The following is a 20,307-nucleotide window of genomic DNA, read 5'->3' on the forward strand; positions in this document are numbered from 1 at the left end:
CGCCAGCCCGATCCGGTCCCGCATTGTTACGGGCGTATCTCCTGGATGCGTGCTGGCGTATGATCGTCATGACGGCGTAGTGGCTACCCTTTCTGTACCCTCGCGATCAGGCTTTTCGCCACCTCGCTCGGACAGGGTTGCGCTGCCATTTCCGCCGCTACCTCTTCAGAGGCGTCGCGAAGCGCGCGATTGTCGAGGAAAGCATTGATCATGCTGCTCGACAGGCCGTCGTCGCCGGGGATGATCCCGCAGCCGCGTTCGACAACAGCGCGGGCATTTACCGGGCGATCGGCACCCTGGCCGAAGACGATCTGTGGAATACCGGCGTGCAGCGCCGTCAGGGTATTGCCCGCGCCACCATGATGAATGAAGCCATCTGCGCCGTTCAGGAAGGCTCCCATGGGTATCCAGTCGACCAGGCGAACATTTGAGGGCAGTGAGCGCAGATCCGACCGCGCATTGGCCGAAAGATGCAGGATGATCTCGGCATCGACTTCACTGGCGGAATCCATCACCCAGGCGATCAGGTCAAGGCCGTCGACCATCGGTTTGACGGTACCGAGACTCACCAGCAGACGTTTACGGTCGGGCGTCCTCTCCCACCACGGTTCCCACACCGCGCCGCCGTTGTACGGGACGTACTGCATGGGAATAATGGGTTCTCCGTCGTTTTCAAGAATGCTCATGCTCGGTGGTGTTACGTCGATCCAGGCCATATCGCGCGGTGCGGCCCCAACGCCGTGGCGATGATAGGCGTCCGCGAGCGAACGCGTTACGCCTTTGATATGCCAGGGCGTATGGCCGAAGCCGACGGTTTGCATTACGACCGGTATATCGTATTTGGCGGCAATCAGAGGCCCGATGACGCCGAGCGGCGGGTAGATGATGAGATCGGGCCGCCAGTGTCCGGCAAACTCCACCAGGTGGTCGGCCATCTCTTCGCTGAAGAATGAGAAGTTGCCCATTTTTGTGCCGATGTTGCTTTCTTTTCGCTGTGCCTCGCGGCGGCGATAGTCAGCTTCAGAATCAAAACCGGGTGCGGCGTCAAATACCACCAGCCCTGCTTCTGCCGCTTTTTGGGCGAATTTTCCTCCGCTGGCGATCAGCACTTCATGGCCGTTAACGCGAAACGCCTGTGCCAGAGACAGCACAGGATACAGCAGCCCATAGAGAGGCGGGCCTACAAACAAAATACGCATGAGAAAATCCCTCTCCGCTTGACGAACTAAATCAGGAAGTCGACGCAGTCATATGCCAGCAGCAGGACGTTAATTTTCGTTAAGCCTGCTTTGACAGACGCTGCGTCCTTTTTGAGTTTCATCAGCCTTACGAACGGTCCTGTCGCTGACTGTTCCGTGACGTAGGCTGGTGAATCGGGAATTCCTTGTCCCGGCTTCCATTAACGCTTACGCGCCGTTGTCCTTTTGAACAGCCCAGGCGTCGTGCTGCCACGCCGCGGTGTTCAGATGCATTTGTTGAGTGTGAGACCGTTCAACAAACCTGGAGAGGCTTGTTTCCTGATACCTCTGTATACCTTGCCAGATAAACCATCAGTGCAAATGCTAATGATAATAATTACTATTATCATATGTGAGTTGCAACTATAATTAAGCACTTAATGCACAATGAATCGATTATGGGAAAAATCGCAGGTGGGGCTCAGCAAAAGGGGACTCTGTGGATTTAGGCACAAAATCCCACGCTTGCGGCGGTTTACAGGCGGACCTGGTGATTCTGTGTAATTGATGGCGGGGGTCTACGATGACGCTACTTCACCAAATAGCGCGGGTTTACCTCCCGTAAATACTGGCGATGTTACTATGATGCCTGATTCACTGCTGTTTATCGTTATGGAAAACCTGCGTAATGTTAACAAAATTCCCTCCCCGACGCGTAATGACCTGTGCTGCGGCTCTGCTAATTATTTTTAGCATCGCCTTGTTCTTCTTCCTGAGAAGCCCCGAGGTTCCCGAGTATGTTACCGCTCCAGTACGCATCGGCGATATTGAAAACGCCGTACTTGCTACCGGTCGAATTGATGCGATTGAGCGGGTCAACGTTGGGGCACAGGTTTCTGGCCAGGTTAAGTCGCTGAAGGTGAAGTTAGGCGATCGTGTCACTAAAGGGCAGCTCATCGCTGAAATTGATGACGTGCCGCAGCGGAATGATTTACGCAACGCAGAAGCTGCTCTCAACGTGGTAAAAGCGGACCTTCAGGCTAAGCAGGCGCAGTTGAAGCAAGCCTCATTGCGTTTTAAGCGCCAGCGCCAGATGTTAAATGAGGATGCCAGCTCGAGAGAAGATTTCGAAACGGCTGAAACCACGCTGGCCAGTACCCGCGCTGAGCTATCGGCACTGAATGCCAAACTCGTCCAGGCGCAAATTGATGTCGACAAGAAAAAGGTCGATTTGGGTTATACAAAAGTTGTTGCTCCCATGGACGGCATTGTTATTGCCGTTGTCACCCAACAGGGCCAAACGGTTAACTCCAGCCAAAGTGCGCCGACCATTATCAAACTCGCACGTCTGGACGTGATGACAATTAAAGCCCAGATCTCTGAGGCGGATATCACGCGAATTTCACCGGGACAGAAAGCCAGATTCACCATTTTCTCTGAGCCGGATAAGCATTATGACGCCACGTTACGTACCGTTGAACTGGCACCTGAGTCGGTTATGAAAGATGATAGCCTTGCCAGCAGTAGCTCAGCCTCAGGGTCAGGCACGTCAAATGCTTCGGTGTACTACAACGCGCTGCTGGATGTCCCCAATCCAGAAAATCGGCTGCGAATTGCCATGACAGCACAGGTGACCTTGCTGGCTGGAGAAGCTAAAAATACGTTACTGGTGCCGATTCAGGCTGTGCACAAGGTGAGTGGCAACAAACAGCAGGTGCAGATATTGACCAGTGATAACCGGCTGGAAACCCGTGAGGTCAAAACCGGCATTACTAACAGTGTGGATATCCAGATCCTGGACGGTGTAAAAGTCGGGGAACATGTTGTGTTATCGCAGCCGGGTGAAAAAGCGCCCGGGGAAGGGTTTGTATCTTGAGTAATATCATAGAACTCAAGGGCATCAGCCGCACCTACAGGAACGGTGGACAGGATCTCACCGTGCTTAAAGGGATTGATTTGACTATCGCTGCTGGGGAGATGGTCGCGATCATCGGCGCCTCCGGTTCCGGTAAGTCAACCCTGATGAATATTATGGGCTGTCTCGATGTCCCTGATTGTGGCGATTACTTTATCAGCGGTCAAAATGGCGCCCAGCTTTCACCTGACGATCTGGCAAGGATCCGCCGTGAGCACATCGGTTTTATCTTCCAGCGTTATCATTTAATGCCCGACCTGAGCGCGTTAAGTAACGTTGAAATTCCGGCGATTTATGCCAATAGTGAGCGCGAAAAGCGCCGTCTGCGCGCGGCGACATTGCTTGGAAGACTCGGGCTGGAAGGTCGTGAACATCATAAACCGGGAGAGCTTTCAGGCGGCCAGCAGCAGCGTGTGAGTATTGCCCGCTCGCTGATTAACGGCGGTGAAATCATTCTGGCGGATGAACCCACCGGCGCGCTGGATACGCAGTCCGGTCAGGAGGTACTGTCAATACTCAGTGAACTGAATCAGCGTGGCCATACCGTGGTTATGGTGACACATGATATGAAGGTAGCGCAGCATGCTAACCGTATTATTGAGCTGCGTGACGGTGAAATTATTTCTGATACCGGCAGTCGTGTTACCTCCGGGGTTGCCCTTAAACGACCTGACAGCGTTCAGCAAAGCTGGTGGCAAAGTATTGTTGACCGTACCCGTGAATCCCTGCACATGGCGTTAAAAGCGATGAATGCGCATCGCCTGCGCACGACGTTAACCATGACGGGCATTATTTTTGGTATCGCCGCGGTTGTTACGGTGGTGGCACTGGGAGAAGGCGCGAAACAGCGAACCCTTGATAATATCAAGGAGCTTGGAACCAACGTGGTGAGCATCTACCCGGGAAGGGATTTCTTTGACGACAGCACTGAAGCCATTCGTACACTGGTCCCGGCAGACGCCGAAGCATTAGCAAAGCAGGGGTTTGTTGACAGCGTCAGCCCCGAAGTTAACGCTTCCGACAACATTCGCTTTCTGGGTAAATCCGCTACCGCCACGATCAATGGCGTTGGGCGCGATCATTTTCGCGTAAACGGTATTGAACTGTTGCAGGGATCAACTTTCCAGGACGATCGAAATGCCTCGCAGGAAGTCATCATTGATGAAAACGCCCGCAAGGCGTTATTTGACGATGCGGGACTCAAGGCACTTGGGCAAATCGTTTTTCTGGGTTCCGTGCCTGCACGGGTTGTCGGCATCGCCAAAGGGAACAGCCGAAGCTATGCGCCTAATCGCATTAACGTCTGGATGCCTTACAGCACGGTGATGTATCGAATGACAGGAAAACCGGTGTTGACCAGCATCAGCGTAAGGCTTAAGGATGATGTTGCCAACGAGGCAGCGGTCAGCGCTATTTCTCAGCTTCTCACTCAACGCCACGGCGTGAAAGACTTCCAGCTTTATAATTTCGAGCAGATTCGACAATCAATCGAACGGACCTCAATGACCTTTAGCATCCTGATTCTGATGGTGGCCTGCATCTCGCTGATGATCGGCAGCATTGGGGTGATGAATATCATGCTGGTGTCGGTCACGGAACGGACCCATGAGATTGGCGTACGAATGGCGGTCGGTGCGCGTCAGGGCGATATCATGCAGCAGTTTATGATTGAGGCTGTGCTGGTATGTCTAATAGGCGGAGTGTTAGGTATTGCACTGTCGTATGCCGCCGGAGCGCTGTTCACCGCGCTGGCAGGGGGCATTTTCACCGCCATTTATTCGTGGCAGGCCGCTGCTGCCGCATTCTTCTGCTCAACTTTAATCGGCATGATCTTTGGTTATCTCCCTGCCCGCAAGGCAGCAAGGATGGATCCGGTCGTTTCACTGGCCAGCGAGTAACCCATGAAAATATTATCCCCTTTAACGGTATGCCTTGCTGTCCTGCTTAGTGCTGGCTGCGCCGACTCTCTGAAAAGCGACTATCAGCCTCCTGAGGTGAAATATCCTGCCAACTGGTATCAGGCGGATGCTGCGGAGGAGAGGATGCCGTTCGACTGGCAGGCCTTTAACGATCCAGACCTCGACGGCTGGCTGCGGCAGGTGATGGTGCGCAATAACGATGTCGCTGGAGCAATATTGCGTGTTTATGGCGCCCGCCTGGAAGAAGAGCGGATTGGCATCACAAACGATCCGGGACTAAAAGGTTCGCTCGCGCTTGACGGTAAAAAACAGCTGAACAGCTCAGCCCACTGGAGCAGGGGCAGCGTTGCCAGTATTAATACCAGCTATGAGCTGGATCTGTGGGGCAAAATAGCGCGGCAGCGCGATGCGAAGGCGTGGGCACGTTTTGCCTCGGAAGAAGATCTGCGTTCTGCACGCCTGACGCTGCTTTCAAATGCCAGTAATAATTACTGGCGCTTAGGCTTTATTAACCAGCAGCTGTCTGTCCTGCAACAAAGCATCGACTATGCAAAAGAGACGCTGCGCCTGGCTAACGCGCGCTATGCCGCGGGCGGTGCCTCCTCTCTGGATGTTGTGGATGCTCAGCAGGGCGTGCTTTCGCAGGAAAACAGGCTGGCGGCGTTGAAGAATGAACGTTTACAGGCGCTCAATCAGCAAGCCGTTTTGCTTGGAACCGCGCCGGGCAGCGCGATAGTCGAACCGAAAGCGTTACCAATGGGACCACTGCCGCAGGTCAGTGGAAAGATCCCGGTCAACGTGCTGCGGCATCGACCCGATATCAGCGCTAAAGAGTGGCGGGTACGGGAAGCATTGGCCACCGTTGATGTCCAGCGTACTGCATTTTATCCAGCGTTTAGTCTGACCGGCTCGCTTGGCACCAGCAGCAGCAGCCTTATGGCCTTCCTGGAAAATCCTGTAGGCTCTGTTGGAGCAAACCTGACCCTGCCGTTCCTGGAATGGAGAGAAAGGGGCATGGACGTGAAGATTGCCCGCAACGACTACGAGCAACGGGTTCTGGAGTTTAAACAGGAACTTTACAAGGCGATGAGTAGCATAGAAGATGCGCTTGCTTTGCGTCATCAACTCCTGGAACAGGAGACGCTTCTACGTGAAGGCCTGGAACTGGCGAAAAAATCAGAGAGGCTAAACGAAGTTCGCTATCGCCAGGGCGCGATGCGAATTTCTTTCTGGCTTGATGCTCAGGAGAAACGCCGTCAGGCCGAACTGGCACTGTATGAAAATCGCTTTAACCAGTTAAATAATCTGGCAAAAATCTATATGGAGTTCGGCGGTTCGGCATCTTTCCCCTGAATTGCGCAGACTCATTTACGTCTGGCAGCAATAGGACTTGCTGCCAGGGCGCAGTTCGCAAGACATCCTTCGTCATTATTCAAACCCATCTCACAAAAATCGTTCCTCCCCTTTGATCGAAATTTCATCTCCGGCTATATGACTAGTCATATCATTTAAATGACTAGTCATATAGGAGACAACCATGAATCAATCACTGCCAGCCAACTTCTTATGGGGCAACTCGGTGTCGAGCATGCAGACGGAAGGGGCTTGGAATGAGGGCGGAAAGGGGATGTCGGTGTACGACATTCGCGAAGCCGGTGAAAATATCTCTGACTGGAAAGTGGCCACCGACTCCTACCACCGTTATCGGGAAGACTTTGATTTGATGCAGGATCTGGGCATGAACTGCTACCGCTTCCAGATCTCCTGGAGCCGCGTCTGCCCGCAGGGTGACGGCGATTTTAACGACGAGGGTATCGCCTTTTACGACCGCTTTATCGACGATCTGATCGCCCGCGGTATCGAGCCGATGGTCTGCCTCTACCACTTCGATATGCCGCTGGCGCTGGCACAGGAGTACAACGGATTTAACGATCGTCGCGTCGTGGAGGCGTTTATCCGCTACGGCAAAAAGATGATCGACTGCTTTGGTGACCGGGTGAAGTACTGGCTGACCTTTAACGAGCAGAATATTTTCCACATGCCGATAGCCTTTCGCATCTCCGGCTATATGAAGGGGGAGGAAACCCTGCGCGAGCTGTACGAAGTGCAGCATCACACCATGGTGGCGCACATGGCGCTGACCGAGTACCTGCACCAGACTAAGCCGGGCAAGCTGATGGGCGGCATGCTGGCGCACCAGCTGATTTATCCGGCCACCTGCAAACCGCGTGACATCTTCTGCGCCCAGCAGTACGACGAATTCCTCAACCAGAACCTGCTGCGCGTCTTCGCGGGCCAGGGCTACAGCCCGGCGGTGATGGCGGTGGTGGAGCAGGAAGGCTTCGGCGATATCTACCGCGCAGACGATCTCGCGCTGTTTGCGCGCACGAAGAACGACTTTATGGCCTTCAGCTACTACGCCAGCAAAACGCTGGACAGCGATGCCATCCCGGAAGGCACGCCGGTGAACTCTTACCTGCTGCACGGCGAGAAAAACAATCCGTACCTGAAGGCCACCGAGTGGAACTGGCAGATCGATCCGCTGGGCTTTCGCACCATCATCACCCGCTATGCCAACGACTGGCGGATGCCAGTATTCCCGATTGAGAACGGCATTGGGGTGATTGAGTCCTGGGATGGCGTAAACCCCATAGAGGATACCTACCGCATCGACTACCACCGGGCGCATATCGAGGCCATGAAAGAGGCGATGTTCGAGGACGGGGCAGAGGTATTGGGCTATCTCGGCTGGGGGTTGATTGACATTCTCAGCTCCCAGGGTGACATGCGCAAGCGCTACGGCGTGGTCTACGTCAACCGTGAAAATCACGACCTGAAAGACCTGAAGCGCGTGCCGAAGAAGAGCTATGCGTGGTTAAAACAGGTTATCCATACCAACGGACGCGAGATGTAAGCCGTACGCTGCCGGGCCGTTTTTGTGACTGATTGATGGGAACTATCCGCTATGTCTGAAACAAAAATAACACCGCACATGCAGTCTTTTGTCGATAAATTTGTTGAGTTCTCGGCGCGCCTGGCAAACCAGGTGCATCTTCGCTCCCTGCGCGATGCCTTCGCCACGGTAATGCCGATTTTCATCCTCGCCGGTCTGGCTGTGCTGGTGAATAACGTGGTGTTCCCCTGGATCTTAGAGGGCGACACGCTCACGCAGTTTAAGGTGTGGGGCGAGGCGATCATCAACGGCACGCTGAACATCGCCGCGCTGCTGCTGGCGCCGATGATCGCCTGGTCGCTGGCGCGCAACAAAGATTTCGACAATCCGGTCTCGGCAGTGGTTATCGCCGTCAGCAGTTTCATCATCATGATGCCGATGCGCTTACAGATTACCCCCGTCGGCAGCGACGCCACGGTAAACGTTACCCAGGTGCTGACGTTCGCCAATATCGGCTCCACCGGGATTTTCGCCGGGGTGCTGATTGGGCTGCTCTCAACCGAGCTGTTTATCGCCATTTCACGGCTGAAGGCGCTGCACATTTCGCTGGGGGAGAACGTACCGCCAGCGGTGAGCAAATCCTTTACCGCGCTGATCCCGACGATCCTCACGCTCTCCCTGTTTGCGGTGCTGGCGGCTATACTGGCGAACGTGCTGCACACGGATCTGATCCATCTCATTACGACATTTATTCAGCAGCCGCTGCGGCTGATCAACACCAGCCTGCCCGGGACGATCTTCATTTACAGCTTCGGTAACTTCCTGTTCACGCTCGGTATTCATCAGTCGGTGGTCAACAGCGTGGTGCTGGAGCCATTCCTGCTGATCAATACCAATGAGAATATGCTGGCCTTTGCCAACGGCCAGCCGATCCCGCACATCATCAACAACATCTTTGTGCCGACCTTTGGCATGGTGGGCGGGACGGGCAGCACAATCTCATTGCTGATTGCTATCTTCATCTTCTCAAGACAGAAATCAGCGAAGCAGGTGGCGCGTCTGTCGCTGGCGCCGGGTCTGTTTAACATCAACGAGCCGGTGATTTTCGGCCTGCCGATAGTCTTTAACCTGCCGCTAATGATCCCGTTTGTGCTGCTGCCCGCTATCGGGATTTACTTTGCGTGGCTCTGTACCACGCTGGGGCTCATGTCGCGCTGCGTGGTGATGATCCCGTGGACGACCCCGCCGATCCTCAGCGCCTGGCTGGCGACGGCGGGGGACTGGCGGGCGGTGGTGGTGCAGTTGGCAATCATCGTATTTGGTGTATTCTTCTACCTGCCTTTCCTCAAAGTTGCCGAGCGAGTGGCGTTGAAAAACAGCGGGACAGAACACTAATTTAAGGAAGGACGATGGCGGCGAAGTACATCACCATAGCGCGGGAAATTAAGAAACGCATTATCACCCAGCAGTACGCCGCCAATGAACCTCTGCCGGACCAGTTTGCGCTGGCGGCGGAGTTCAGCACCAGCCGGATGACCATTCAGCAGGCGATGCGTCAGCTGATCGTAGAAGGGCTGGTTTATACCCGACAGGGGCAGGGCACGTTCATCCGCAAAAATTTCCTCCAGCTTTCCCAGTGGGATCTCTCCGGCAGCGACTACTTCGGGGCGACCAAAACCTGGGAACATTTAGGCACGGTGACGAGTCAGGTGGTGCACTTCGAACTGCGCTTCCCGAACGAGAAAGAGCAGGCATCGCTGATGATAAATCCGGATACGCCGATCTATGACTTTATCCGTCTGCGTTTACTGAACGGTGAGCCGATGTCTCTGGACGCTACGGTAATGCCGCTCAATCTGGTGCCCGGTCTGAACAAAACCCATCTTGAAAGTTCGGTATTCCGGTATGTACAGGAGACGCTGGGGCTGAAGATCATGGGATCGTATCGGGTGGTGCGGGCGCTGAAGCCCAGTGCGCTGGATATGCAACACCTTGTCTGCGAGCCAACCGACCCGGTGCTGGAGGTAGAGCAGGTGATCTATCTTGAAGATGGTACGCCGCTGGAGTACGCCCATTGTCACTATCGCTATGACCATGGCGGCATCGTTATCGTGAATAACGGATAAAAAAAAGCGGGCCCCGCGGCCCGCTTTTTTAATTCTCACGATTAGTTCAGACGCACCGGCATACCGGAACGGTTCTGAATCGCCTGGTCAACGATGGTCGTGTCAACATCCGCCTGAGAGGTGACGGACTGCACCGCGCTGGTCAGCTTAATCGGTACGATTTCGTTGTTGTTGATCTGATCTTCGCTGGTGGACAGCGGGTTATGCACTTCAATGTAACGGCTGCCGTCCGGCTCTGACGTCGCTTTCACCGGTTCGTTAATGAACTGCACGCGCGTACCGACCGGCACGTTATCGAACAGGAATTTGATGTCTTCATTACGCAGACGCACGCAGCCGTGGCTTACGCGCAGGCCGATACCGAAGTTGGCGTTAGTACCGTGAATGGCATACAGACGTCCAATGTACAGCGCGTACAGACCCATCGGGTTATCCGGGCCGGCAGGCACAACGGCTGGCAGCGGTTCGCCGGCAGCAATGTACTCAGCGTGCATTTTGGCGGTCGGCGTCCAGGTTGGGCCCGCTTTCTTACGCTCCACTTTGGTGGTCCAGTTCAGCGGAGTGTCTTTACCCAGCTGACCGATACCGATAGGCAGCACGATCACGGTGTTGGTGCCTTTCGGGTAGTAATACAGACGCATTTCGGCGCTGTTAATCACGATACCTTCGTGCACGGTATCCGGCAGGATCAGCTGCTGTGGAATGTTGAGTACGGTACCCGCTTTCGGCAGATACGGGTCAACGCCCGGGTTCGCCTCCAGCATGTTCGACAGACCGAGCTGATACTGCGCCGCGAAGTATTCCAGCGGCTGAGAGTTCCCTTCCGGCACCGTCACCACCTGGTTTTCACCCACCAGACGGCTTCCGTCTGTCGGCAGGGGATACGTCACCGCAGACGCGGTCTTACAAAAACCTACTACGGCTAACGCCGCCGCAAAAAGCGTTGTTAATTTCATGTTCATGTTATGCGAGGTATCTAAGCCATTCTGGCGATGAGTTGATAAGTCTGAATCGGTAATGGGAGCGCATTATATGTGCATTCCCGTTAACTGGGAATTCAGATGTGTACGAAATCACATTTTTTTCGATTTTGTTAAAGTTTAGTGGATTACCGCAACACGGGATCTCAATTCGGAATTGTGGCATAATGCCGCGTTTATCACACTTTTCGCAGGAATCTCTCCGTGTTAGTTACCAGCAACGTCACTATGCAGTTTGGCAGTAAGCCGCTGTTCGAAAACATTTCCGTCAAATTTGGCGGCGGCAACCGTTACGGCCTGATTGGTGCCAACGGTAGCGGAAAATCCACCTTTATGAAGATCCTCGGCGGTGACCTGGAGCCAACGCTCGGTAACGTGTCGCTCGACCCTAACGAGCGCATCGGTAAGCTGCGTCAGGATCAGTTCGCCTTCGAAGAGTTCACCGTGCTCGACACCGTGATCATGGGGCACGCGGAGCTGTGGGAAGTGAAGCAGGAGCGCGATCGTATCTACGGTCTCGCTGAGATGAGCGAAGAAGATGGTTACAAAGTGGCCGACCTGGAAACGCAATACGGCGAAATGGACGGCTACTCTGCGGAAGCGCGTGCGGGCGAACTGCTGCTGGGCGTCGGTATTCCGGTTGAACAGCACTACGGCCCGATGAGCGAAGTCGCGCCAGGCTGGAAGCTGCGTGTGCTGCTGGCGCAGGCGCTGTTCTCTAATCCGGACATCCTGCTGCTCGACGAACCGACGAACAACCTGGACATCGACACCATCCGCTGGCTGGAGCAGACGCTGAACGATCGCGACAGCACCATGATCATCATCTCGCACGACCGTCACTTCCTGAACATGGTGTGTACTCACATGGCGGATCTGGACTACGGCGAGCTGCGCGTTTATCCGGGCAACTACGATGAGTACATGACGGCGGCAACCCAGGCGCGCGAGCGTCTGCTGGCCGACAACGCCAAGAAGAAAGCGCAGATTGCTGACCTGCAATCCTTCGTCAGCCGCTTCAGCGCCAACGCCTCTAAATCGCGCCAGGCAACGTCGCGTGCCCGTCAGATCGACAAAATCAAGCTGGAAGAGGTTAAAGCCTCCAGCCGTCAGAACCCGTTCATCCGCTTCGAGCAGGACAAGAAGCTGTTCCGTAACGCGCTGGAAGTGGAAGCCCTCACCAAAGGCTTCGATGAAGGCCCGCTGTTCAAAAACTTCAACCTGCTGCTGGAAGTGGGCGAGAAGATTGCCATCCTCGGCGCCAACGGCGTGGGTAAATCCACGATGCTGAAAACCCTGGTCGGTGAACTGCAACCGGATAACGGTACCGTGAAATGGTCTGAAAACGCGCAGATTGGTTACTACGCGCAGGACCATGAATATGAGTTTGAAAACGATCTGACCGTCTTCGACTGGATGAGCCAGTGGAAGCAGGAAGGCGACGACGAACAAGCGGTACGCAGCATTCTGGGGCGTCTGCTGTTCAGCCAGGACGACATCAAAAAGCCCGCCAAAGTGCTCTCCGGTGGTGAAAAGGGCCGTATGCTGTTCGGCAAGCTGATGATGGAAAAACCGAATATTCTGGTGATGGACGAACCGACTAACCACCTGGATATGGAATCTATTGAGTCGCTGAACATGGCGCTGGAGATGTATCAGGGCACCCTGATCTTCGTCTCTCACGACCGGGAGTTCGTCAGCTCACTGGCGACCCGCGTGATCGAAATTACGCCAGAGCGCGTGGTGGACTTCACCGGTAACTACGAAGATTACCTGCGCAGTAAAGGTATCGAGAGTTAAAAAAATAGCCGGGTGGCGGCTTCGCCTTACCCGGCCTACGTTCTATCCCCTCTCCCTGTGGGAGAGGGTTAGGGTGAGGGCAACAGGCCGCGCTACACCACCCACTCGCCCCCTTCAACTCCGTTCACCCGCAGCGTACGTTTTTCCCCCGCCGGTAATGACACCTTCAGCGCCTTCCATGCCGGACGATAGTCGCCGCGCGCATTCACCTTCAGGTTGATACTTGCGCCGTCGCACTCCATCTCCCATTCCACCCACAGCGCGTTGCCGTTCTGGTAGCCCCAGCTTTCGCCGTCATCCTCAAACAGCAGCCCGGAGGTGGTGCCGACGCCTTTCACCGGGAACAGTTTCAGCTCACGGGTATCGTCTTTATCGGCGCTCACGTGACGGATGCGTTCGCTGAGCGGCAAACCGGCACCGGCGCGCACCAGCAGCGGCAGTTTTTCCAGCGGCGCATCAAGGACGATCGATTGCCCGCCCGCATACCACGCGTGAGTGTAAAAATCGTACCAGCCGGTTTCGTTATCCGGCAGCCAGACGCGGCGCTCGCGCTGCCCGGCTTCGACGACGCTGGCCACCAGCAGGTCACGGCCCAGCAGGAAGTCGTCGCACTCTTCAAACGTCTGCGCATCGTGCTCATGATCGAGGAAGGTCGGGCGCAGCATCGGCTCGTCGTCGGCGTGCGCCTGCCAGAGCAGGGTGTAGAGATACGGCAGCAGGCGGTAGCGCAGTTCAATGGCGCTGCGAATCGCAGGCGTGACGCCCGGGTACATCCACGGCTCGTTCACCGTGTGATCATCGTTCCACGAGTGAATGGTAAAGCGCGGGTGCATCACGCCGTTCTGTACCCAGCGCACGAACAGCTCGGCATCCGGCTTGTCGCCGGAGAAACCGCCGACGTCGTGACCGACGTTGAACAGTCCGGACAGGCTCATGCCCAGCCCCATGCGGATGTTATAACGCAGGGTGTCCCAGTTGGTGCGGTTGTCGCCGCTCCAGGTCTGAACGTAGCGCTGCATCCCGGCGCAGCCGGAGCGGGAGATCAGATACGGACGTTTCTCCGGAGCAAAGCGCTGCTGCGCTTCCAGCGAGGCGCGCATCATCAGCAGCGGCATCACCGGGCGAATGTGCTTGATGGCGATTTCCTGACCGAAGCCATAGCAGCGCGCTTCCCCGTCCCACACTTCATACTCGTTGTTGTCGTTCCAGGTGGAGTCGATGCCCATCTCCAGCAGCTGCGTGGTCACGCCGTGCTGCCACCACTGCACCGTCTGCGGGTTGGTGAAGTCGAGATGCGATCCTTCGTCATCCCAGAAGCTGGAACGTTCAGGCGCATCGGTTTCTGAATCACGAATGAACAGGCCGCGTTCCGCCACTTCGCTGTAGCGGGGATGATCCTGCAACAGACACGGCTTGATGTTGGCCGCAAGCCGCAGCCCCGCGTCGTGGAACGCCTGGCTCATCACCTTCGGCTGCGGCACTTTGTCGTAGTTCCAGTTAAAGACGTAGCGCTTGCCGTTAATCGAGGTATAGCCGGAGGAGAGCTGGAACGAGTCGCACGGAATGGCATGCTCATCGCACAGGCGGATGAAGTTCATCAGCTGGTTTTGCGCGTCCGGCGCGTCGGTGTAGTGCATGGTCGAGCCGCTGTAGCCCAGGCTCCACTTCGGTCCGAACAGCGTTTTCCCCGTCAGGCGCACGAAGGCTTTGGTCACGTCCAGCACGCGCTTGCCGGTGAAGAGGTAGTAGTCAATATCGCCCGCTTCCGCCTGCCAGCGGCGGTAGGCAGTGTGATAGTTGTCGATCTCGTTACCCAGATCCAGCCAGCAGCTGCTCAGGTTATCGTAGAACAGACCGTAGCTCACGTCATCGCGACGGGTGAGGGTGAACGGGATGTGCTTGTAAAGCGGATCGGTGCTGGCCGCGTTATAGCCCATCGCGTCCAGGTTACGCATCTCATAGCGTTTGCCGTTGCGCTGTAAATCACCCGCTTTCTCACCCAGACCGTAAAAACGTTCATCCTTACGACGGCTAAGATAGTGCGCCACGCCGTCACCGTGGGCGTTCAGCAGGTAGGCGCTGGTCGGGCGGTCATTGACCAGCGGCTGCCACTCGCCCGTCTCATTGCGGTAGTGCCACTCCAGCCACAGCGGCTGGTGGACGGTGACGCGCAGCTGTTCAGTCGCTACGGTTAACGTGTCGTCCTGCTGCGTCAGCGTCCAGGCAGGGCAGGTGAAGCCGCTGACATCGTCACGACGGCGGCCTTCCCACGGCACATCTTGTTCCGGCGCGATGCTCCAGGTGCGGTTCAGCGCCAGCTCGCCTTTACGTTTGATCAGCACACGGAACAGATTCTCTTCCAGCACATACAGACACAGGCGGTGCTGGTTATCGATTAGCAGTTCCAGATGATTCGCCGACTGCGTATCGACGGTCCAGTTTTTCAGGTTTTTCATATGCAATACATCCACTATCAGGCGCGCTTGGCGCGACGTTCAGCAATAAATGCCACCAGGAAGACAGCGCCAAGCAGGTCAAAGAAGCCCATGGCGATAAAGAGCGGGTTGAAGCCGATTTTGTCGGCGGTCACCCCAATCAAAAGGGAGAACAGGAAGCTGGCGATCCACGCCGCCGAGCCGCGCATGCCGTTGACCGTCGCCATCTGGCCTTTGTCGAACGACTCCACGACCAGCGCGCTAAGCATGCAGGAGATGATCTGGTGCCCGAAGCCGCCGATGGAGATCAGCACGATGGTGATATACGGGTCGCGGGTCACGGCCACGACGGCCAGAGAAATCATCAGAAACGCGCCGGTGACGGAGCTGGCTACCACCGAGTTGACGCGGGTGCAGCCAAACCAGCGGGTGTAGAGCCGGGTGAGGTAGCCGCTCGCCACGCTGCCGAGGTCGGCGGCCAGGAACGGCAGCCAGGCGAACATCGCGATCTGTTTCAAATCCATACCGTGCTCTTTGGCGAGGTACAGCGGCACCCAGAAGCTCAGCACGGCCCAGGCCGGTTCCGCCATAAAGGCCGGGATGGCGATACCGTAGAACCGTTTGTTCTTCGAGACGGTTTTCAGCGCGGTCAGGAAGGGCAGTTTGACCGGCGCAGGTTCGTTATCCTGCTTGATAAACGCCAGCTCATCGCGGCTCAGGTTTGGGTGCTGTTCCGGGTTGTGATAAAACGCCCACCACAGGATCACCCACAGCAGCGCCAGCACGCCGGTAAACATAAACGCACCCTGCCAGCCGAACGACGCGTGAGCAAAGTAGATGATAGGCGGGGCCAGCATGGCCCCAATGGAGAAGCCTACCCCCGCCCAGCCTGCGGCAACAGGGCGCTCTGATTTCGGGAACCATTCACCGATGGTTTTGGCGTTCGCTGGCGTGGCGGCGGCTTCGGACGCACCCATAAAGAAGCGCAGAATCGCCAGGTGCAGCCAGCTTCCGGCGCCCGCGTGGAAGATACACATCAGCGCCCAGATCCCGGCGCAGACCATAAAGCCGATTTTCAGGCCGATAACGTCAATCAGCCAGCCGCACAGGGGCTGGAAAATGGTGTAGGCGATCTGGAACGCGCCGACGATCCAGGAGTACTGCTCGGTGGTGATCCCGAGGCTCTCTTTCAGTTCAGGGGCGAGAATACCTAACGAGTTACGGGTGATGTAGTTAACGGTCACGCCGAGAAGAAACAGCACCAGTACGTACCAGCGCAGGTTCCTGATGACGCGACGTGTTTTGCTTGTCGCTACGGTGTTATTGATGTCCTGACTCATTTTCTTCTCCACAAGACGGACGGTAAGGGGACAAAGGTTCAGGTGTCACACAGCGTCAGGCGTTTGAAAGTTATCTGTTTTAGAGCGCTAAGCTGCTATACAACTAGTATGGAAGTTGTGTGACAGGTTCACCTTAAGAAAGAAATTGGGCAGGGAATAGTGGATTTTGTGCAAACTTTCTCATAACCGAGGTTTAATTTTCGGCATTATGGCCTTCTCGCAAGTTATTACCTGATAAACATGTTGTGAAAATTTTTTCATTTCACATCCGGAGCCAGATCACAAAATGGACAAAAGGCTTAAAATCACCGAAATCGCCGCCCGGACGCAGCTCTCCATCAGCACCGTTTCTCGCGTGCTGGCGGGGAAGGCAAACACCAGCGAAAAAGCACGGGCAAAGGTGCTGGCGTGCGCGCGGGAGCTGGGGGTAATGGACGGCATGGCGGCGGGGCGTCTGCTGCTTAACAGCCTGGTGGTGTTTGCCCCGCAGCGGGCGTTTGACGAGCGGTCCGACATCTTTTACTACCGCGTCATCCAGAGCGTGAGCAAAGGGCTGGCCTCGCACGAGGTGCGTCTGCGTTACTGTGCGCTGGAGGAGAACGACAGCGATGCCCAGCTGTTTCTGGCCCGCATGAACGAAACGGACACTCAGGCGGCGATCCTCCTTGGTATCGACGATCCGCATATCCACGATCTGGCGGTAGACATGGGCAAACCCTGTATGCTGATTAACTGCCGGGACCGCCACATGCGCCTGCCCGCCGTCGCGCCGGATCATCGCGCGATTGGCGAGCGGGCGGCAGAGTACCTGTTCGAGATGGGGCACCGGGAGGTGATGAACGTGCTGTGCCTGCGTCGCTACACCATGGAGCTGCGCCTGTCCGGGATCCGCGACGCGTGGCACGGTCATAACCTCAGGTTCAGCGACAGGCGCGACCTGCTGATGGTGTCCAGCTTCAGCGCCAGAGAGACGGAGCAGCTGGTGAGCGAGTGGCTTCACCAGCAGAAAGGGAAGGACCTGCCGACGGCGTTCCTGGTTGGTGGCGATTTTATGGCGGCGGGGACCATCAGCGCGCTGCAAAACCACGGTCTGCGCGTGCCGCATGATGTCTCGGTGATGAGCATCGACGGCTTTAATCTCGCGGCGATTCAGGATGTGCCCTTAACCGCGGTACATGTTCCGCGTGATGAGCTGGGAACGGAAGCGGTGCATATGCTCCAGCAGCGGCTGATGCGCCCGGACGCGCCGGTGGGAACATTGCTGCTAAACGGCACGCTGACCGTGCGGGAGTCGGTCCGGCGGATACGTCAGGGGAAACGACGTACCGCCGTAGAGCGGGAAGGGCTGTACGACGGTTAAGCCATGCCCAGCGCGCGCCTGCCGTGGATGTTGAGATCGGCCACGGTAAAGCGGCCCTGCCAGCTTTTCTCATAATCCTCGCGCGGGAAATCGCCCGGTGACGCGCCGGTTTCCAGCGCTTCCTTGACCTTTTTCGCATAGGCGAGATTCTTCTCGCACATTGGCGCGGCAGGAATATACATCACGTTGCCCCAGCCCTGCTGATTTTCCACCGGCGCGACGGAGTGGATCACATCGCAGTGCCACCACACGGAATCACCGGCTTCCAGCGCCGGAATGCTGGTTAACGCTTCGATCAGCAGCGGATGCCACTTCTCAGAAATCGGCAGCACGCGCCCCGGCGCCACGCCGCACAGCTCGTCTTCCGGCACGTCGTTCAGCAGCGGACGCAGCAGAATATAGGCCATTGCCTCCGGGATCGGCACCACGTGCAGCAAGCCCTGTCCGGGGATCATGTCCGACAGCGCCGTCCAGCCCTGGAAGGTGCGGAACACCGAGCATTTGGTGGTATTATCGACGGTGTACTCTTCCACTTCGGTACGATGCGCGGCATTCCACGGATCGTATTTCTCGACGTTGCCGTCAAACACGCGGGCAAAGACCTGCTGATAAGCGGGCAGCAGCCAGCGCTCCAGCGCGCCAGAATCGGTGTGTGCGCCAAGTCCTTTCGAGGTGGTTCCCGGCGGGCGGCGGCGGATGCGGTCAGGGTAAATCACGCTCACGTCCGGGTCGAACCACTGTTTACCGTTGCTCTCAAATGTCCATAAACGGTTCAGGAATGACTGTACCTGCGCCATCTCTTCACTCTGGCGCGCCTGCATTTGCGCCTGAGACCAGTAGATCGGATAAATCTCCGGACGAGAGGCCGTTAAGGTGCCGAAGAAGTTATCGCCGGGTCCTTTGTACACCTCGTCAAATTTGTTCAGATCGAGGTAGTCGAGCATCGACTGATCCCACGCCAGCGCCTGCTCGCGCGGGAAGTGGCCTTTGATTACCGCGCAGCCGCGACGTTTAACGGCTTCGCGCTGTTCGGTGGTGATCGTGCCGTTTTTCACGTCGGCAAAAGGGATCACTGGCCAGACGGTTTCGCCTTTGTTTTTGAGAGCGTTGATTTCCGCCACGCGGGTGGCGATTTTATCGCTGAGCCGGTCGAACAGCGCCTGCACGTCGCCGATCTGCGCGCGTAATTCACGTTTCATCTGACGGATTGCCGCTTTATGGTCCGCTGGCAACGTTTCGCTGGTAAAGGTCATAACTGCCTCGCATCTTTCATTCGAAAGTAAAAGTGTCTACAAGTGATACTTTAAGTTAAAAAAAAGTTAATGCAAGTTTAAAACCTTGACGGGTGCCACAGGATGGGAAAAGAGTGAGAGGCCGGAGCGAGGCTCCGGCAGGTAGGGGGATCAGGCGTCGAACGGGGAGTGCGCGTCGAGCACGGCCTGAATCACATTCAGCGCGCCCTGATGGTTGTTATCGTCGGTAGTGTAACGGCTGACCTCTTTAATGCTGTCCGCCGCGTTGCCCATCGCAAAGGAGTATTTCACCAGCTTCAGCATTTCCGCATCGTTGCCGCTGTCGCCAATGCCGACGCACGCCTGAGGTGAGACTTTCCAGCGTTTAAGCAGGCGGCTGATGCCGTTGGCCTTGTGCAGGCCGGGGATAATCAAATCGACAAAACCGAAGCCGCTGGTGACCGGCTTCATGATGCCGTCCAGGGAGACATGCAGTTTATCAACCAGATTCGGGATATCGCTGTCCGGCAGGTTCAGGGAGAATTTAAACAGCACGTCGTCAATTTCGCGGTAATCGCTGATGGGTTTTAAGCGATGGTAGTGTTTCGACATCAGCTTCACGAACGCTTCTGGTGCTTTATCGCTGACGTACGCGCTCTCCAGCCCGCAGGCCACAAAGTTCAGCCCTTTGTCTTTCAGCAACTCGCCAATGACGATCTGCGACTCATGACGCGTCAGTTCGCCGTGGAAAATCTGTTCGCCGTGATCGAAGACCAGCGCGCCGTTTTCCGCGACGAAGGAGATCTGATCTTTCAGCTCCGGGAAGAAGGAGATGAGCTGGTAATACTGGTTGCCGCTGGCGACAACAAATTCAATGTCGCGGGCTTTAAGCTGCTCAAACTGTGCCTGGAAGCGGTCACGATCGTACTGCTTGGCATCATCAAGGAAAGTTCCGTCCATATCGGTGACGATAACTTTTACGGTCATACTGTGCTCCTGGGTCACTGCGTTTGAAACATTCTAATAACAAGGTGACGGGGAGCACAAATTTAATTTCGAATGAAAGTCAGAAAGCCGGGTGGCGGCTTCGCCTTACCCGGCCTACGGGGGGACAATGTAGGCCCGGTAA

14 protein-coding genes are annotated in these 20,307 nt (G+C 56.1%); 8 read left to right on the forward strand and 6 right to left on the reverse strand.

The genetic code is table 11. The annotated features are described in order from the left end of the window. Nucleotides 1-83: 83 nt before the first annotated feature. A complete protein-coding gene (gene iroB / locus SK50_RS09370; RefSeq protein WP_017384908.1) occupies nucleotides 84-1,199 on the reverse strand; it encodes a salmochelin biosynthesis C-glycosyltransferase IroB in 1,116 nt (371 codons plus the stop codon). 667 nt (nucleotides 1,200-1,866) lie between these two features. On the opposite strand from iroB, the gene SK50_RS09375 reads away from it, so the two are divergent. The 6 genes from SK50_RS09375 (at nucleotide 1,867) to SK50_RS09400 (ending at nucleotide 10,031) form a co-directional block, all read left to right on the forward strand. Beyond that, nucleotides 1,867-3,054, forward strand: coding sequence for a macrolide efflux RND transporter periplasmic adaptor subunit EtsA (locus tag SK50_RS09375; protein WP_023303343.1), 1,188 nt, complete (start codon nucleotides 1,867-1,869; stop codon nucleotides 3,052-3,054). Further along, complete coding sequence (locus SK50_RS09380) at nucleotides 3,051-4,991, forward strand: MacB family efflux pump subunit (RefSeq protein WP_047642370.1); 1,941 nt, start codon at nucleotides 3,051-3,053, stop codon at nucleotides 4,989-4,991. The genes SK50_RS09375 and SK50_RS09380 overlap by 4 nt, the downstream gene beginning before the upstream one ends. Before the next feature lie 3 nt (nucleotides 4,992-4,994). Continuing rightward, a complete protein-coding gene (locus tag SK50_RS09385) occupies nucleotides 4,995-6,365 on the forward strand; it encodes a macrolide efflux RND transporter outer membrane subunit EtsC (RefSeq protein ID WP_032667745.1) in 1,371 nt (456 codons plus the stop codon). Between the two features lie 184 nt (nucleotides 6,366-6,549). Next, nucleotides 6,550-7,926, forward strand: a complete 1,377-nt coding sequence (locus SK50_RS09390) for a glycoside hydrolase family 1 protein (protein WP_045343717.1) — start codon at nucleotides 6,550-6,552, stop codon at nucleotides 7,924-7,926. Between the two features lie 51 nt (nucleotides 7,927-7,977). After that, entirely contained in the window at nucleotides 7,978-9,300 is a 1,323-nt protein-coding gene (locus tag SK50_RS09395) for a PTS sugar transporter subunit IIC (protein ID WP_023296170.1), read from the forward strand. Between the two features lie 14 nt (nucleotides 9,301-9,314). Continuing rightward, entirely contained in the window at nucleotides 9,315-10,031 is a 717-nt protein-coding gene (locus tag SK50_RS09400) for a GntR family transcriptional regulator (RefSeq protein WP_015571043.1), read from the forward strand. A gap of 41 nt (nucleotides 10,032-10,072) precedes the next feature. Here SK50_RS09400 and ldtB read toward each other — a convergent pair whose 3' ends face one another. After that, nucleotides 10,073-10,993: a L,D-transpeptidase gene (ldtB, locus tag SK50_RS09405; RefSeq protein WP_015571042.1), complete on the reverse strand. Its 921-nt coding sequence runs from the start codon at nucleotides 10,991-10,993 to the stop codon at nucleotides 10,073-10,075. A gap of 222 nt (nucleotides 10,994-11,215) precedes the next feature. Here ldtB and SK50_RS09410 point away from each other — a divergent pair, with 222 nt between their 5' ends. Further along, the gene (locus SK50_RS09410; RefSeq protein WP_003858434.1) at nucleotides 11,216-12,811 is read left to right on the forward strand and encodes an ABC-F family ATPase; all 1,596 of its coding nucleotides are present in this window, start codon (nucleotides 11,216-11,218) and stop codon (nucleotides 12,809-12,811) included. Nucleotides 12,812-12,903: 92 nt separating this feature from the next. On the opposite strand, the gene SK50_RS09415 is transcribed toward SK50_RS09410, so the two are convergent. Continuing rightward, nucleotides 12,904-15,267 (reverse strand): glycoside hydrolase family 31 protein, encoded by a 2,364-nt coding sequence (locus SK50_RS09415; RefSeq protein ID WP_017693753.1) that lies wholly within the window; start codon nucleotides 15,265-15,267, stop codon nucleotides 12,904-12,906. Between the two features lie 17 nt (nucleotides 15,268-15,284). Then, on the reverse strand, nucleotides 15,285-16,586 hold the full coding sequence (locus tag SK50_RS09420) for an MFS transporter (protein WP_017384901.1): 1,302 nt from the start codon (nucleotides 16,584-16,586) through the stop codon (nucleotides 15,285-15,287). A 286-nt stretch (nucleotides 16,587-16,872) separates the two neighbouring features. On the opposite strand from SK50_RS09420, the gene SK50_RS09425 reads away from it, so the two are divergent. Further along, nucleotides 16,873-17,946, forward strand: coding sequence for a LacI family DNA-binding transcriptional regulator (locus tag SK50_RS09425; protein ID WP_017693751.1), 1,074 nt, complete (start codon nucleotides 16,873-16,875; stop codon nucleotides 17,944-17,946). On the opposite strand, the gene SK50_RS09430 is transcribed toward SK50_RS09425, so the two are convergent. Further along, entirely contained in the window at nucleotides 17,943-19,199 is a 1,257-nt protein-coding gene (locus tag SK50_RS09430; protein WP_017693750.1) for a DUF1479 domain-containing protein, read from the reverse strand. The two genes, SK50_RS09425 and SK50_RS09430, sit on opposite strands and share 4 nt — an antisense overlap. Nucleotides 19,200-19,349: 150 nt before the next feature. After that, on the reverse strand, nucleotides 19,350-20,165 hold the full coding sequence (locus tag SK50_RS09435) for a Cof-type HAD-IIB family hydrolase (protein ID WP_017693749.1): 816 nt from the start codon (nucleotides 20,163-20,165) through the stop codon (nucleotides 19,350-19,352). Nucleotides 20,166-20,307: the final 142 nt, after the last annotated feature.

It is taken from the genome of Enterobacter sp. BWH64 (assembly GCF_001037645.1).
GTDB lineage: Bacteria > Pseudomonadota > Gammaproteobacteria > Enterobacterales > Enterobacteriaceae > Enterobacter > Enterobacter hormaechei_C.

Coding starts and splice junctions, on each gene's coding strand:
- iroB (WP_017384908.1), bottom strand. CDS start 1,199: ATGCGTATTTTGTTTGTAGGCCCGCCTCTCTATGGGCTGCTGTATCCT.
- SK50_RS09375 (WP_023303343.1), top strand. CDS start 1,867: ATGTTAACAAAATTCCCTCCCCGACGCGTAATGACCTGTGCTGCGGCT.
- SK50_RS09385 (WP_032667745.1), top strand. CDS start 4,995: ATGAAAATATTATCCCCTTTAACGGTATGCCTTGCTGTCCTGCTTAGT.
- SK50_RS09390 (WP_045343717.1), top strand. CDS start 6,550: ATGAATCAATCACTGCCAGCCAACTTCTTATGGGGCAACTCGGTGTCG.
- SK50_RS09395 (WP_023296170.1), top strand. CDS start 7,978: ATGTCTGAAACAAAAATAACACCGCACATGCAGTCTTTTGTCGATAAA.
- SK50_RS09400 (WP_015571043.1), top strand. CDS start 9,315: ATGGCGGCGAAGTACATCACCATAGCGCGGGAAATTAAGAAACGCATT.
- ldtB (WP_015571042.1), bottom strand. CDS start 10,993: ATGAACATGAAATTAACAACGCTTTTTGCGGCGGCGTTAGCCGTAGTA.
- SK50_RS09415 (WP_017693753.1), bottom strand. CDS start 15,267: ATGAAAAACCTGAAAAACTGGACCGTCGATACGCAGTCGGCGAATCAT.
- SK50_RS09420 (WP_017384901.1), bottom strand. CDS start 16,586: ATGAGTCAGGACATCAATAACACCGTAGCGACAAGCAAAACACGTCGC.
- SK50_RS09425 (WP_017693751.1), top strand. CDS start 16,873: ATGGACAAAAGGCTTAAAATCACCGAAATCGCCGCCCGGACGCAGCTC.
- SK50_RS09430 (WP_017693750.1), bottom strand. CDS start 19,199: ATGACCTTTACCAGCGAAACGTTGCCAGCGGACCATAAAGCGGCAATC.
- SK50_RS09435 (WP_017693749.1), bottom strand. CDS start 20,165: ATGACCGTAAAAGTTATCGTCACCGATATGGACGGAACTTTCCTTGAT.